The following is a 13,682-nucleotide window of genomic DNA, read 5'->3' on the forward strand; positions in this document are numbered from 1 at the left end:
GCCGTAACGGCATCGAAGCGCGGACACACTGTGGAATTCTCTCCGAGCAGACGCAATGTCATGACACTTCGACGGGTGAGTAGCCTACATCGTTCCGCCTGAGGCATAAAGATCGTAACCCGTAGTGGTTGTAAATCTTTATTCGCTCAGTTTTGCTTCCAGCGCGTCACGGTCTAGCTCGGCGCACGGGATGTTGACGAAGGCGAGGAGAAGGAGCCCGACAATGAAGAAGATGACCAAAGAAAGAATACTGTTGCGCGAGCTGCCGCTGACATAGGTCAGGTAGGCGAACAGCGCGGGACCGAGTATGGCGGAAAACTTTTCGAACACGGAGAAGAAACCGAAAAATTCCGCCGAGGCCGAGGGAGGTATGATGCGGCTGTACAATGAACGGGAGAGCGCCTGGCTGCCGCCGAGCACGAGGCCCACCACCGCGCCCAGTATCCAGAACTCCATCGCCGCCGTCATGAAAAACGCGTAAATCACTACACCGGTCCAGATAAGCAGCGATACCATGACCATGACTTTTGCGCCCCAGCGCCCGGCTGCCGCGCTGAACATACGCGCTCCGGCGATGCCGACGAACTGTATCATCAGCAGACTTCCCATCAGCGTCATCGTATCGAAACCGAGTTCCTCCTTGCCGTAAATGGTCGCCATGGCGATGACGGTCTGTATGCCGTCGTTGTACACCATGAATGCCAGCAGGAAGAGCCCGAGATGCCTGAGCGAGCGAATGGTGCGCATGGTGAGAAAGATGCGCCGGAAACCGCCGGCGAAGAGTTTCAGCACCGGGCCCGCGCTCTTCCGCAGTCGCGGTTCTTCCAGGCGCGCAAAAGTGATCATCGAGAAGCCGCCCCACCAGAGCCCCACGCTGCCGAGTGCTATGCGTATGGCGAGCTGCATGTCTATCCCCACCGCTTCGTGAAAGGTCACCAGAAGTACCTGAAGGACGAACAGTGTACCACCGCCGGCATACCCGTACGCGTATCCTTTTCCGGAAACGGCGTCCTGTTCGTCGGCGGATGCGATATGGGGCAGGAAGGCGTCGTAAAAGACATTTGCCGATACGAAGCTGAAGTTGCCGAGGAAGAACAGCAGAAGCGCCGGCCATACATCCCCCGGACCGACAAAGAACATAAGCAGCGAACTTCCGCTCCCCACCCACGCGAAAAAAAACAGGAACGGACGCTTTGCGGAGGTATGATCCGCGATTGCGCCAAGCACCGGCATGAACAGCATGACGAGCAATGCGCTTGCGCTGAGCGTGTAGCCGTAGAGCGAGGTGGCTTTCACGCCGGTCAATCCGAGAAAGGCTATGTCGACACCGCCTTCGGGTACGACAACCGAAGCGAGATAGGGCCCGAACAATGCTGCGAGTATGGTGACGGCAAAAGCGGAGTTCGCCCAGTCGTACATGTACCAGCCGTACAGCACGCGCCTCCGCGCACTCGTCACGGAAACGGCGGTAGTGCTGCCTGTCATGTCGGTGATCCTTTCAGCGGAGATATCAGGTATCCAGCAATCCGCGGCCCGTCTTGTTGAGCCGTTCGCTGGTCTTCAGTTCGGTGAGAATGCTGTCGAGCAGACCGTTGATGAAGCGGCCGCTCTGCTCCGTGCTGTAGCGCTTCGCAATCTCGACGCATTCGTTGATGGTCACTTTGGCGGGAATGTCGGGGAAGTACAGAAATTCGATGATTCCCATGCGGAGCAGCACGCGGTCGAGAAGGGCTATGCGCTCGAAGCTCCAATGAGTGGATTTATCGGTGATGAGTTTGTCCGCCTCCGCCCTGTGCTTGAGTACCGCGTACACGATGCCCTGTGCGAAGCGGTAGTCTTCTTCGACGGCGTTCAACTCCTCGCCGGCTATGGTTTCCAGGAGCATTTCAATGGGCCCTTGTGACACCTCGTAGGCGTAGAGCACCTGCATTGCTTTTTCGCGTATTTCTCGCCGGGTTTTAATCATGTTTTCAAGATAGAGAAATAACCGCTGTCACGGAAGTTTGAGAATGTACAGAGATTTCTACGTCGGATCGCGGTGCCAGTGCTTGCTGTGTGTTCTCACTGCTGGATGCTGCATGTTCCATTCTGTCTCGTTATCCTCCGCGCAGCAGCCGGATCGAGGGGGCGTCATCCTCCATGGTCACACGTGTGCGTACGCCGAAATGTCGTTCGAGGTGTTCTTCGGTGAGCACGTCATAGGGTGACCCATCAGCGACGGTACGGCCCTCGTCGAGCATTATCAGACGCTTGCAATACTTTGCGGCGAGATTCAGATCGTGGGTGATGCACAGAATGGTTCTCCCTTCCATATGCAGCCGCGAGAGCAACTCGAACAGCTCGACCTGATGGCGCAGATCCAGATGCGCGTTGGGCTCGTCCAGGAGAAGAATGGGCGTCTCCTGGGCTAATGCCCGGGCAATGAGGACGCGGTGCAGCTCTCCGCCGGAAAGATCCGTGACTTTGCGGGCGGCGAATTTCGCCACGCCGGCCAGTTCCATCGCACGCTCCGCTGCTGCGATATCCGCCTGCGTCTCATACCCGAAGTACCCGAGGTGCGGCCCGCGGCCCAACAATACCATGGACCTTACCGTGAAAGGGAATACCATGTCTTCGTTCTGCGGTACGACGGCGATCAATCGGGCACGCTCGCGTGCCGCATAGGCGTGCAGATCTCTGCCGTGCAATGCCACCGTGCCGCGCTGCGGATGTAACTCTCCGGTGAGCAGACGGAAGAGTGTCGTTTTGCCCGCCCCGTTTCTCCCGATGACTCCCGTGAAGCTTCCCGACGTGAAGTCGACCCGCACATCGTGGAGAATTTCCGTGTCGTTATATGCGAAACAGACATCCCGCAGCGCAAAGATCGTGTTTCCCGAATCGCTCATTTTAAAATGTATCCGGTTTCACGCTGCCAGAGGAGCAGATCCAAAGCCGCGTGCGGTATATCCAGAGCGGCGGCGAGTTCTTCGAAGCGTCGCTCCAGGTTGCGATAGGTTTTGAGTGAAATACTCGGCGGCCATGCCTCCAGTACGTCGAGACGGATGAGATTGCGAATGATATGCCTGTCCACGATGGTGACCTCCGTCCTCCCAACATTACGCAGAAAATGGCTGGCTTCCTTCATTCCCAGACCATCGATGCCATCGGCGAGGATATCGCGGAGCTCTTTATCCGTAGAGTTCTGCTCAAAGAGCTGCAGTATTTCATCCTCGCGATTTCGCAGCGTGAGCAGGCGCCGCGCTTTAGTATTGTGAAAGCGCACATAACCGCCGGCGTGTCCGCGAAGGAGGGGAGCGGGATCGAATTCCACCGAAAGGAAGTTCCTCCGTTCCAATTCTTCCGCAACCAGCGCGCATTGCGCCGCGCTGCTCTGCGGCGTCATGACGCAGAAGAACAATTCATACATGTACCGCTCCTTCGGGACGTTCCCGAAGTCCCGCAATCTGCTGCGAATCGCATCGCGGTGGGCGTCCCACGCCACGAGTAATTCACTTCGGTCCGCTGCTTTGATTTTCATTCCGCAAGCCTCACGAGAAGTCGTGCGGGCGGAGTGGAGGCGTTATCGGGCCGAAGGGTGATGAGGCTGTCCCTCCGCAGCGAGTTCAGCGCGTCCGCGAGAAGGCGTGGTGCATCGTGCCGCTCGTCGTACACTGTGCGGAGCAGCCGCGAAGCCCGGAGTTCATGTCCCGGGGCGTTTCGTAATTCCTCTACGATCCGGCCGCGATAGATTCTGCGCGGTGTCTCGCGCGTCGTGCCTGAAGAAGTTCGTTCGGAAGCTTTCATGCGTCCGCGCGAGTTGCAATGCGCGGCGAGCGGACAGCGATCACACGCCGGCTGTCTCGATGTGCAGATCGTAGCCCCGAGGTCCATCAGGGCCTGGTTCCAGTTGTAATGGCTTTGCCGCGGTAACAGTGCCCACGCAATTTCCCATGCCGACGCCTCCGGGAGCATGTCTGCTTCGCGTTTCTGCTTTGCGAATAGTCGCGAGAAAATTCTCCGAATATTGACATCCACCATGGCCGCTCGTTTCCGGTGCCCGAAGCACAGGATGGCATGCGCGGTGTAACGCGCCTATGCCGGTAGTGCACGCAACGCCGTGACGGAATCGGGAATGCGGCCGTCGAAGCGTATGTGTATCACCTTAGCGGTCTCATGCAAGGATATTGCCCTTCGGTTGTAGCCCATACCGCTCCACGCCAGCAGTACGCTGCGCCTTTCGGCCGTGGCAAGAGCGGCGATATCCGGAAAACGCTGAAGCCAGAGAGGCAGCTTTTCGAGAACGCGGGAGACCTGTGTCTGCTGCAGCATGAACTCACTGACGAGTACGGAATAGACATCGTCGCGGTCGCGCCAGGGAAGAACACGCCCATGGCGTTTGTACCATCGCAGCAGCCGTCGCTGTAGCTGTGTGCTTTCCTCGGGGGTGGGTAGTCGAATCCCGGAAACTGCGGCGGGGATCATTTCAACGCGGGAAGAATCGGAAGCGACCCTTCAAGCATCTCATACTGTGATACTTCGTCGAGGGTCACCCAACGGATATCCTCGAACACACGGTTTTTCAATTCACCTGTGTACTCGGTCACCTGGAAAAAGGTGATAAGAAAACTCCCGCCGTCATCGTAGGTGGTTTGAATGGTCTTCAGCTCCACAGGTTTCACGGGTTCAATGTTCAACTCTTCCCAGAGTTCGCGCTCGAGACATTCGAGCAGTGTTTCTCCCGGGAAGGTTTTACCGCCCGGAAACTCCCATTTGAGGCCGTATCTGTGGTTTATGCCCCGTTGGCAGATGAGAAACTTCGCTCCGTCGCGAATGACGGCGGCAGCTACTCGTACAAGTTCTTCGCGATCGTACATGCTGTTACCTGTTAAGCTGATCGATGACGGGACGGGCGGGCGAGGGCCCGTACGCAACAGTCCCATTGACCGTGCAGGATATTGGGCAATATACAAAATTGGGAAGGAGAAACACACAAAAACCGGACAGAGCGATGCATGAACTGCTTACACATCGTCAGGGAGCGCGCGCGGCAGTGACGCTCCCGACCTTTCTCCCGAGCCCGTATCGACGTCATCGGGCAAGCAAATTTTCTCGCGGCCGGGAGTAGGCGAATTGTTTCATTTTTACTGACAATTGTCTACTTTCCTAATGGTTTCCACACCGACCAACAAATACTCACTTCACCGATCATCAACCAAGAGGAAGGATCATGCCTACTCTGCAGGAAAAGCTTGCGGCTGTCTATCCACCGCTGCGAGATGAAATCAAGAACCTCGTCGCCGAGCACGGCGACAAAGTTGTTTCCCAGGTCACTGTCAAGCAAGTCTATGGCGGTATGCGCGGCGTCAAGGGTCTTGTGTGCGACACCTCGGAAGTTCCGCCCGACAAAGGACTGATCATTCGCGGTATCGAACTCAAGCACCTCGGCGACAAACTCCCCGAAGAAATCCTTTACCTGCTTCTCGTCGGCGAACTTCCCGATGCCGACGCGCTGGCAGACATTCAGGCGCAACTCCGTGCCCGCATGGATGTTCCGGCATATGTATGGGACGTGCTGAGTGCCATGCCCGCCGATTCCCATCCCATGACCATGTTCAACACAGCCATTCTGACCATGCAGAAGGAATCGGTGTTCGCCCGCCGTTACAACGAAGGCATGAAGAAGGACCAGTACTGGGATGCGACGCTGGAGGACGCGCTCTCCATCATCGCCAAGCTGCCGACGATCGCTGCATGGATTTACCGCAAGCGCTTCGGCAAGGGCGATCCCATCGCGCCACTGCCCGATGTGGATTGGTCGCAGAATTACGTGCACATGCTCGGCCTCGGTGATCCCAACGGCGAGTTCACCAAGCTGATGCGTCTCTATCTCGTGCTGCACAGCGATCACGAGAGCGGCAATGTGAGCGCGTTCTCGGCTTCGACCGTCAGTTCCGCGCTGTCGGATCTCTACTACTCCCTGAGCGCGGGTCTCAACGGACTTGCAGGTCCGCTTCACGGTTTGGCGAATCAGGAATGCCTGAAATGGGTTATCGAAGTGAACGAGCAATTCGGCGGTGCTCCGAGCAAGGAACAGCTCGAAAAATTCGCCTGGGATACGCTGAATGCTGGCAAGGTGATTCCGGGTTACGGCCATGCGGTGCTCCGTATCACCGATCCGCGCTTCGACGCCTTCCTCGCCTTCGGTAAAGAATACTGTACCGGCGATCCGGTATTCGAAACCGTCTCGAATGTTTTCGACGTCGTACCCAACGTGCTGCGACAGATTCAGAAAATAGCCGATCCGTGGCCGAACGTGGACGCCGGTTCGGGCGCTCTGCTGTATCACTACGGTCTGACCGAATTCGATTACTATACCGTGCTGTTCAGCGTCAGCCGCGCTCTGGGTATCGCCTCGCAGGCGGTCGTCGCCCGCGCCATGGGTATGCCCATCACTCGCCCGAAATCCGTCACCACTGCTTGGGTCAAAGGCCAGGTCCAGGGCTGACCTCTCTGAAACACCTTTCTCAATCGACAAAGTCCCGCTTCGGCGGGACTTTTATTTCCGGGAGGGCGGGAGCTGATGCGCAGTTGGCTATGGAGACCGGATACGGTGCTGTTCCATCGCTCACTCGCGACCGAGGTTGAGCACCTCTGTATCGGTGTGTTGTCAGGAGAGGGCCCTGTCTGCGGGGACCAATGAATCAAAAGCATACAATTTCAGATCAAATCTTCGTACCTTATGTCGAGCCACCCATATACAGGAGTATTTCATGAATCTCGGCGCATTTTCTGTCAGCTTGTCCGTCAAGGACATCGAAGCCTCAAAACAGTTTTATGAGAAACTCGGATTTGCCGTAACCGGCGGGAATCAGGAGCAGAACTGGTTGATACTGAAAAACGGAAGCCATGTCATAGGATTGTTCCAGGGGATGTTCGAAGGAAACATCCTCACCTTCAATCCCGGATGGAATAACGATGCCCAACGACTCGATCACTTTACCGACGTGCGTGATCTCCAGCGTCTCTGTAAAGAGCGAGGGCTCGAATTGACGTCCGAAGCGGACGAAGCGACTTCCGGTCCCGCGAGCTTCACGCTGGCAGATCCCGATGGCAATGTTATTCTTTTCGATCAGCATATTTAGCCCGGTCTGTACTCCTGTTCCGTCCCTGGCGCGAATGCCTCGCATGCTCGTAGCGATGATGCCGGAATGGCGACCGGGCGAGGTACGTTTTCCCGCATCAATGTTTCGGCGCTGGTTGGTGTGGGGGATTCGCTCGCGGAGGATTGGCGCGGTATCCGTAACAAATCTTTCGTTCAGAGGAAATTCTCAATCACGACTTTTCATCACGAACGACTATGGCTATCAGTATTGTCCGACTCGGCAGTGAACGGTTGCCCGGCGAGGGCTTGCGCATCGGTACTGTGCGTCGCCCGCCGCGCGGTGTTCCAAAAAGTGAATTCGCAGCACAAAACTGGTACGATGTATGGTATCCCAATCTGGCCCCGACTGCGGAAACCCTGAAAATGGGGCAATCGGCGAGTACGGCGACGGAGTGGACAGCATTCGTCAGAAAGTTCCGGTCGGAGATGTCCGAGCCCGACGCTGCCCGGTCTCTCGCGCTGCTGGCGGCGTTATCGCATCAGACGGACTTTTGCGTCGGTTGTTACTGCGAAGATGAGGAACGGTGTCACCGTTCCGTCTTGCGTGCGCTTTTCGCGGAGCTGGGTGCCATGCTTCGTTGAAGCCCGGACGGCGGGATCGAGCATTCAGGAGACCACCGCAGCAGTGCCGGAACAATTGAACGAAGCACTTACATGGATGCCGGAGAAAAAGAATAAAACGCCTATATTCTCTCCCTCGAAACGTCTCACGAACAGATACCTTCCGAAAGGATAATAGCTATGGCGACAGGCAGCGTTACTCTCCACCGTGTGCTTCGGGCGACACCCGAAACAGTGTATCGGGCATTTCTCGAAGCAGACGCTCTCTGTAAATGGATGCCGCCCTACGGTTTCACCGCGGAAGTGCATCATATCGAACCCCGCGTAGGGGGCACCTACCGCATGTCGTTTCGAAATTTTTCGACGGGACATGCGCACAGCTTTGGCGGCGAGTATCTCGAATTGCTACCCAATCAGCGGCTGGACTATGTTGATCGTTTCGACGATCCGAATTTGACTGGGGATATGCGCGTCACCGTGCTGCTGACAGAGGTGTCGTGCGGTACGGAATTGACGATTACGCAGCAGGGCATTCCCGAAATTATTCCGGTGGAGATGTGCTATCTCGGATGGCAGGAGTCCTTGCTGCAGCTGGCCAATCTCGTCGAGGCGGACATCCCCGAGTGAACCGCCGGTGGCGTGAAAGTGGCAAGGAACGACACCCTTACAACTTGAGAAATCGCCTCGTCCCCGCGCTGCCGCGAAGCAGATAGATACCGTCGGGCCAATCCGATACATCGAGTCGGATGTTCCCGTTAGCGAATCCCGAGTATCGCATACGTCCGAGTATGTCGGAGATGGAGAAAAATCCGTCGATATGTCCAATGTGGATGATGTTGACTGCGGGATTCGGATGGATCGTCATCACGAATCCCCGGTCCGCTACCGATTCTGTTGTTGTAGATATCGTTTCGGCGAGCGCGGCATGCAATTGAAGCGCAACGAGAGCCGCCGGCGCAGGTGTCGCATTGGTGAGCACGCAAATCACAGCCCCCGATGAAACATCGTACATCATTTGCGATGAGTAGCCGCGTATACTGCCGCCGTGTTGCCACACCACGCGGCGGTTGAGGATTTTTTCGGCTATGCCGAAGCCGTAATTCCCGCTGCCCACAAAGGTGGTCATCTCCCGCAGAGACGTGCTGCCAAGCACCTTACCCGACAGCAGCGCGGCATACCATTGCAGCATTTCACTGGAGGTGGAGTACATCGCTCCGGCAGTCCAGGCGGCGCTGAGCAGGGAGTTTCTCGACGTTGCATTGACATTCCCGCCATTCGCCCAGGGATGGGCGATGATTCCGTCCAGTGCTTCGTCAATAGGGAGAAACGTGCTGTCGAGTTGCAAAGGGGTGAGTATGGAATCGCGCAGAAAACGAGAAAATGGCCTTCCCGTGGCGCGTTCGACGATCATGCCCGCGAGGAGATAATTTGTGTTGCAATACCCCCAGGAGGTCCCTGCCGGGAAGTGTGGCGGCCCGATCCAGCTCAGCACCTCTTCCCGTGTAAATACTCGTTCGGGATTTTTCAGAATAGTGTCGGGATATCCGGTGATTTCGTTGATGTCCGCCAGACCGCTCGTGTGATTCAATAGTTGGCGAATGGTGATGTTTGCATCAATGTGCTTGAACGCCGGCAGCCGGGAGTGCAGCGAATCTTCGAGGGTCAGGAGACCGGACTCGACACATTTCAACACCGCAGCTGCGGTGAAAAGCTTGCTGTTGCTGCCAATACCGAACAGCATCGCCGGGGAGACCGGAAGCCCGGGATGTGAACCTCCGGACGTGCCCTGCCACATTTCATGCCCGGGCAGCAGAAGCCCTGCGCTGATGCCGGGGATGCCGTGCGCGATACGCATGCTGTCTAACACGCGCTGTAACTCGGAGCGCAGCAATTCGGGCAGCGGCTGCGAGGTGACGGTGCCGCACACAACGAAAAGAACTATGAGGTGTAACGTTGCTCTGCGCTTGATCATTTTCCGGTGAACGTGCAGTGTGCGGGGAACATGATAACAATCCACAACATGCAGAGAAGATAACGCGTTAGCCGTGGACGCACAATCATCTGATGAGTGGTCCTGAGAGACAAACCCCCGCAGATCCTGCTTCTCTGCACACGAGGTCGAGCCCTTCCGTGAAAAAATACTTGCATGGAGTACAAAGGAGCAGTAAGTTTCCACCGTACACATTTTCATGGTTCTGAATTACACGGTCACAGGGCCTTCTGTCGTAAAAACAGAAGCATCCTTCCTGTATATACCTACGACATCACTCACCATTTAAGGACGGGTCACCATGAAGGCAATTACCATTTTTCTCTTCGCAGTCTGTCTGAGCGCACTGCCGGTATCCGCACAGGATATTGAAGCGAAACTTTCGGGAGCGACACCATCACAGGGATTCACCATCAAGGACAATGGTGGCACAAATCTGTTCACGCTCCGCGGCAATGGCCGACTCGGTATGGGTACGATGAATCCCGTCGGGTCCATTCACATCGAGGGAACGTCCGGTTCTTTTAACGCGCTTCGCGTCTACACGTCTACTCCCGACGGCTGGTCCGGGATATTATTGAACCAGAGTGGCGCGGGTAACGCTGCACGGTTTGTCATCAACAATACCACGTCGACCAATAGTTGCCTCGAAGCCTCGACCAACGGGCTCGGAGCTGCCATAAACGCCAATAGCAGCAACGCCAGCGGGAAGTTGTTGGAACTCATGAACAGCAACACATCGAGATTTCTCGTCGAAACGGATGGGACGGTAAGCATGGGAGGCAACCTCGGCATTGGCACTTCGTCTCCGTACGGTAGACTGGATATTCAAGGTACCGCATCGGCGAATGCCATCCGCATCACACCATGGACCAGCAACGGGTCAGGGATATACATCAAACAGGACGGTTCCGGAAATGCCGCGCGCTTCGATATTGCAATGTCCACATCAACGAACAACTGCCTGGAAGCGACAACCAACGCTTCGGCACCGGCGATCTGGGCGAATAATACCAATACGGGAGTCACCGCGCGCATCTTTCAGGCGAATAATGGATCCTCTATCACACGATTTTTTATTGAATGTGGCGGAAATGTCGGTATCGGTGTTGATGACGCGACGCAGGATCTCGACGTACTCAACAACGCACGGTTTAGAGGAGTTATTTCATCCGCCTACTCTGCTCCGCTGAATCTCACGTCCACCGGAGTACTGACAATGGCGACATCTGACATGCGCCTGAAAACACATATCACCAGGCTTCATGGGTCACTTGAAAAAGTCATGAAACTTCGGGGAGTGCGCTACAACTGGAAATCCGATCCGGACGGCGATCTCCGCATCGGCTTCATTGCACAGGAGGTCAGGGACGTGGTACCGGAAGTCGTGTACACCAATCCTGTTGACGGCTTTCTGGGGCTCAATTATGCGGAACTCACCGCTGTACTCGCCGAAGCAATGCAGGAGCAGCAACTCCTTATTAATGCGCTGCAGAAGAGAACGGATGAAGTTGCCTCGTTGAAGCAGCGGGTGCAAGAACTTGAACAACAGTACGCTCAGGTCCGTCAACTCGAGTCCGATCTCAACGCGCTGAAGGCCCTGCTGAGAGAACGCACCGGGGATACAGGCGCCGTTCAGGCCTCCCTGCAGATGAAGTGAGCGAGGCGACGAAATGAAAACCATAATGATATTCTTCATCGCTTTGTTTGTGGTGCACATGGCCAATGCGCAACGAGGCGATATGACCGTGGCGACTGCGGCGCAGCTTACCGTGCCGGCCGGCGCGCAGATATGCGCAGACAGAATATTCGCGAATAATCCCGGCTATGGTGCGCTCACCATTGCGAACGCGAACTGTCTGTGTCCCGGCATGTCGGTGGTCCCGGTGGAACTCCTCGCGTTCAGCGCCTCGGCCGACAATGGTATCGTACTCCTACGTTGGACCACCGCGACCGAACTCAACTGCCACGGCTTCGAGGTACAAAAAGCCGCTCACGGCGGGGGAGCGGAATGGCTGGCGCTCGGATTTGTTGAAGGTGCCGGAAGCACAACGGAACGGAGAGACTACTTTTTCAGCGATCCGGGGACGAATGAAGGCACTGCGTTCTATCGTCTCCGTATTATCGATTACGACGGCTCTTTCGCGTACTCTCCTGTCGTCGAGGTTCGATTCGTGACGCGGGTGTTGCCGTATACGATGTATCCGGTCTATCCCAACCCGGCGACAGAAAACATTACCGTCTCCTTCACACTTCCGGAAGCCGCGAGTGTATCGCTCACACTCTACACGGTAGCAGGCACCGAGGTCACCAGGGTGATGGAACCGCGGGAATTCAGCGCCGGCTTCCACGCGGCGACGCTACCGACCTCAGGTTTGAGCCCCGGGACCTACGTTATCGAGTTGCAGGCAGGTGCAGTCCGTCGGACGCAAACGGTGGTTCTGCTCCAGTGATCTGAGCTGATACGGCGAACCATCTGCAGAGGACAGACGGAATCGCTCTTTCACGGAAGCACAAGCGATGGAAATATTCCTTCCGTCTGACCTGCGTTCCGCGCGGAGCGGACGGACAAGGATGATTGTGGTGTGCGATACTCTTCATCACAGTGGGCGAACGGCACGGTGAAAGACGAGAACTAAAACCCGTCCGGGTATCCGGGAGCGGTATGGTGCGCCGTTTGCGCATTGGATGCGAAGCGCAAGTACTTCGTGAAGAACGACGTACCCGGGGTGGGGCATTTTCGCGATGCCGGACTGTTCGAGGGAATTGAAAGGCCTGCTTTCCTCGTGATCGCCATTGCAGTATCTTATAGTTTTTGCTCACCTTTTGGATGAATCATGCAAATCGGTATCGTCGGTCTTCCCTTCAGCGGCAAATCCACACTGTTTCAAACGATGACGCGCAGCTACCTCGACGAACAGGCGTTGGCGCGCAAGCAGACCAACATTGCCGTGGTCAAGGTACCGGACGCACGCGTGGACAAACTCGCGGAATACTACAATCCCAGGAAACTGGTCTATACGTCCGTGGAATTTGTGGACGTCGTCGGTCTGAAGAAGGGAGATCAGTCATCCACCCAGTTCACCGGCAATTTCCTGGCCGGGGTTAAAACCAACGACGCGCTGATTCACGTGGTGCGTTTGTTCGACGATCCGCTGTATCCGCATCCGGAGGGGTCCATCGACGCGTTGCGAGATGTTGAAATTCTGGAAACGGAGTTCATTCTCTCGGATCTGGCTATGATCGAATCGCGCATGGAGAAATTGCGCAAGCAGGCCATGAAGGCACCGGATGACAAGACGAAGGCTGAAGTGCGCATCATGGAGCGCTTCCAGGCTGCGCTCGAGCAAGAGCAGCCTTTGCGGACCCTGGACCTCGATCCGAATGACAGAGCGGTGATCAAAGGATATCAGTTCCTCAGTCTCAAACCGGTCCTTGTGGTACTGAATCTCGCAGAAGAGCAACTCGGCGATATAGCCATGCAGGTGCAACGTGTGCGCGAAGCTGTTCAATCGAAGGGTATGGCGGTGGACGCGTTTGCGGGGAAAATCGAAATGGAACTCGCGCAACTCGACGATGCCGAGGCGTCCGAATTCATGAAGGACTATGGAATCGCCGAGTCGGCCCTTACGCGTATCATCCGCTCCGCCTATGATATGCTCGGTCTGATTTCCTTCCTGACCTTCGGAGAGGATGAATGCCGTGCGTGGACCATACGGCGTAATACGCCGGCCCAGGAAGCCGCCGGCGCGATACATACGGACCTCATGACGCGCTTCATTCGCGCGGAAGTCGTGCACTTCGATGATTTCGTGAAGCATGGATCCATCCAGGCCTGCAAAGACGCCGGGCACTGGCGTCTCGAAGGGAAGGAATACGTGGTCAAAGACGGAGACATGATCACCGTCCGTCACGGCTAGGAAGCGGGAGCGGAACGCTGCGAATGGAAATCATCAGAGAGTAGACGTATCAGGTAAAAGGGAAGGGATC

General features: G+C 56.2%; 15 protein-coding genes. 7 read left to right on the forward strand and 8 right to left on the reverse strand.

Annotated features, from left to right (window positions below):
- Positions 1 to 138: 138 nt before the first annotated feature.
- From M5R41_00495 to M5R41_00525, 7 genes are all read right to left on the reverse strand, one after another.
- Positions 139 to 1,485: an MFS transporter gene (locus tag M5R41_00495; protein ID MCZ7554864.1), complete on the reverse strand. Its 1,347-nt coding sequence runs from the start codon at positions 1,483 to 1,485 to the stop codon at positions 139 to 141.
- Positions 1,486 to 1,510: 25 nt separating this feature from the next.
- Entirely contained in the window at positions 1,511 to 1,966 is a 456-nt protein-coding gene (nusB, locus tag M5R41_00500; GenBank protein ID MCZ7554865.1) for a transcription antitermination factor NusB, read from the reverse strand.
- 130 nt (positions 1,967 to 2,096) lie between these two features.
- A complete protein-coding gene (locus M5R41_00505; GenBank protein MCZ7554866.1) occupies positions 2,097 to 2,885 on the reverse strand; it encodes an ABC transporter ATP-binding protein in 789 nt (262 codons plus the stop codon).
- On the reverse strand, positions 2,882 to 3,517 hold the full coding sequence (locus M5R41_00510; protein MCZ7554867.1) for a hypothetical protein: 636 nt from the start codon (positions 3,515 to 3,517) through the stop codon (positions 2,882 to 2,884). Before M5R41_00510 ends, M5R41_00505 begins: the two co-directional genes overlap by 4 nt.
- Positions 3,514 to 4,017: a hypothetical protein gene (locus M5R41_00515; GenBank protein MCZ7554868.1), complete on the reverse strand. Its 504-nt coding sequence runs from the start codon at positions 4,015 to 4,017 to the stop codon at positions 3,514 to 3,516. The genes M5R41_00510 and M5R41_00515 overlap by 4 nt, the downstream gene beginning before the upstream one ends.
- 54 nt (positions 4,018 to 4,071) lie before the next feature.
- Positions 4,072 to 4,461 carry a hypothetical protein gene (locus M5R41_00520; GenBank protein ID MCZ7554869.1) on the reverse strand — a complete coding sequence of 130 codons (390 nt, stop codon included), beginning with the start codon at positions 4,459 to 4,461 and terminating at the stop codon, positions 4,072 to 4,074.
- Positions 4,458 to 4,853 (reverse strand): (deoxy)nucleoside triphosphate pyrophosphohydrolase, encoded by a 396-nt coding sequence (locus M5R41_00525; GenBank protein ID MCZ7554870.1) that lies wholly within the window; start codon positions 4,851 to 4,853, stop codon positions 4,458 to 4,460. The genes M5R41_00520 and M5R41_00525 overlap by 4 nt, the downstream gene beginning before the upstream one ends.
- 353 nt (positions 4,854 to 5,206) lie before the next feature.
- On the opposite strand from M5R41_00525, the gene M5R41_00530 reads away from it, so the two are divergent.
- The 4 genes from M5R41_00530 (at position 5,207) to M5R41_00545 (ending at position 8,329) form a co-directional block, all read left to right on the forward strand.
- On the forward strand, positions 5,207 to 6,484 hold the full coding sequence (locus tag M5R41_00530; protein ID MCZ7554871.1) for a citrate (Si)-synthase: 1,278 nt from the start codon (positions 5,207 to 5,209) through the stop codon (positions 6,482 to 6,484).
- A gap of 265 nt (positions 6,485 to 6,749) precedes the next feature.
- Positions 6,750 to 7,121, forward strand: coding sequence for a VOC family protein (locus M5R41_00535; protein ID MCZ7554872.1), 372 nt, complete (start codon positions 6,750 to 6,752; stop codon positions 7,119 to 7,121).
- A gap of 215 nt (positions 7,122 to 7,336) precedes the next feature.
- Positions 7,337 to 7,723: a DUF488 family protein gene (locus M5R41_00540; protein ID MCZ7554873.1), complete on the forward strand. Its 387-nt coding sequence runs from the start codon at positions 7,337 to 7,339 to the stop codon at positions 7,721 to 7,723.
- A 159-nt stretch (positions 7,724 to 7,882) separates the two neighbouring features.
- Positions 7,883 to 8,329 (forward strand): SRPBCC family protein, encoded by a 447-nt coding sequence (locus tag M5R41_00545; protein MCZ7554874.1) that lies wholly within the window; start codon positions 7,883 to 7,885, stop codon positions 8,327 to 8,329.
- Between the two features lie 37 nt (positions 8,330 to 8,366).
- Here M5R41_00545 and M5R41_00550 read toward each other — a convergent pair whose 3' ends face one another.
- Entirely contained in the window at positions 8,367 to 9,674 is a 1,308-nt protein-coding gene (locus tag M5R41_00550; protein MCZ7554875.1) for a serine hydrolase, read from the reverse strand.
- 319 nt (positions 9,675 to 9,993) lie between these two features.
- Here M5R41_00550 and M5R41_00555 point away from each other — a divergent pair, with 319 nt between their 5' ends.
- The 3 genes from M5R41_00555 to ychF all read left to right on the forward strand — a co-directional run bounded on the left by M5R41_00555 (position 9,994) and on the right by ychF (position 13,612).
- Positions 9,994 to 11,352 carry a tail fiber domain-containing protein gene (locus tag M5R41_00555; GenBank protein ID MCZ7554876.1) on the forward strand — a complete coding sequence of 453 codons (1,359 nt, stop codon included), beginning with the start codon at positions 9,994 to 9,996 and terminating at the stop codon, positions 11,350 to 11,352.
- A 13-nt stretch (positions 11,353 to 11,365) separates the two neighbouring features.
- Positions 11,366 to 12,145, forward strand: coding sequence for a T9SS type A sorting domain-containing protein (locus M5R41_00560; protein MCZ7554877.1), 780 nt, complete (start codon positions 11,366 to 11,368; stop codon positions 12,143 to 12,145).
- Positions 12,146 to 12,529: 384 nt separating this feature from the next.
- A complete protein-coding gene (gene ychF, locus M5R41_00565) occupies positions 12,530 to 13,612 on the forward strand; it encodes a redox-regulated ATPase YchF (GenBank protein MCZ7554878.1) in 1,083 nt (360 codons plus the stop codon).
- The last annotated feature ends 70 nt before the right edge of the window (positions 13,613 to 13,682 follow it).

The organism is Bacteroidia bacterium (genome assembly GCA_027493955.1).
In the GTDB taxonomy this organism is placed as follows: domain Bacteria; phylum Bacteroidota; class Ignavibacteria; order SZUA-365; family SZUA-365; genus JAOSJT01.

Coding starts and splice junctions, on each gene's coding strand:
- M5R41_00525 (MCZ7554870.1), bottom strand. CDS start 4,853: ATGTACGATCGCGAAGAACTTGTACGAGTAGCTGCCGCCGTCATTCGC.
- M5R41_00550 (MCZ7554875.1), bottom strand. CDS start 9,674: ATGATCAAGCGCAGAGCAACGTTACACCTCATAGTTCTTTTCGTTGTG.
- M5R41_00520 (MCZ7554869.1), bottom strand. CDS start 4,461: ATGATCCCCGCCGCAGTTTCCGGGATTCGACTACCCACCCCCGAGGAA.
- M5R41_00515 (MCZ7554868.1), bottom strand. CDS start 4,017: ATGGTGGATGTCAATATTCGGAGAATTTTCTCGCGACTATTCGCAAAG.
- nusB (MCZ7554865.1), bottom strand. CDS start 1,966: ATGATTAAAACCCGGCGAGAAATACGCGAAAAAGCAATGCAGGTGCTC.
- M5R41_00530 (MCZ7554871.1), top strand. CDS start 5,207: ATGCCTACTCTGCAGGAAAAGCTTGCGGCTGTCTATCCACCGCTGCGA.
- M5R41_00495 (MCZ7554864.1), bottom strand. CDS start 1,485: ATGACAGGCAGCACTACCGCCGTTTCCGTGACGAGTGCGCGGAGGCGC.
- M5R41_00535 (MCZ7554872.1), top strand. CDS start 6,750: ATGAATCTCGGCGCATTTTCTGTCAGCTTGTCCGTCAAGGACATCGAA.
- M5R41_00505 (MCZ7554866.1), bottom strand. CDS start 2,885: ATGAGCGATTCGGGAAACACGATCTTTGCGCTGCGGGATGTCTGTTTC.
- M5R41_00540 (MCZ7554873.1), top strand. CDS start 7,337: ATGGCTATCAGTATTGTCCGACTCGGCAGTGAACGGTTGCCCGGCGAG.
- M5R41_00560 (MCZ7554877.1), top strand. CDS start 11,366: ATGAAAACCATAATGATATTCTTCATCGCTTTGTTTGTGGTGCACATG.
- M5R41_00555 (MCZ7554876.1), top strand. CDS start 9,994: ATGAAGGCAATTACCATTTTTCTCTTCGCAGTCTGTCTGAGCGCACTG.
- M5R41_00545 (MCZ7554874.1), top strand. CDS start 7,883: ATGGCGACAGGCAGCGTTACTCTCCACCGTGTGCTTCGGGCGACACCC.
- M5R41_00510 (MCZ7554867.1), bottom strand. CDS start 3,517: ATGAAAATCAAAGCAGCGGACCGAAGTGAATTACTCGTGGCGTGGGAC.
- ychF (MCZ7554878.1), top strand. CDS start 12,530: ATGCAAATCGGTATCGTCGGTCTTCCCTTCAGCGGCAAATCCACACTG.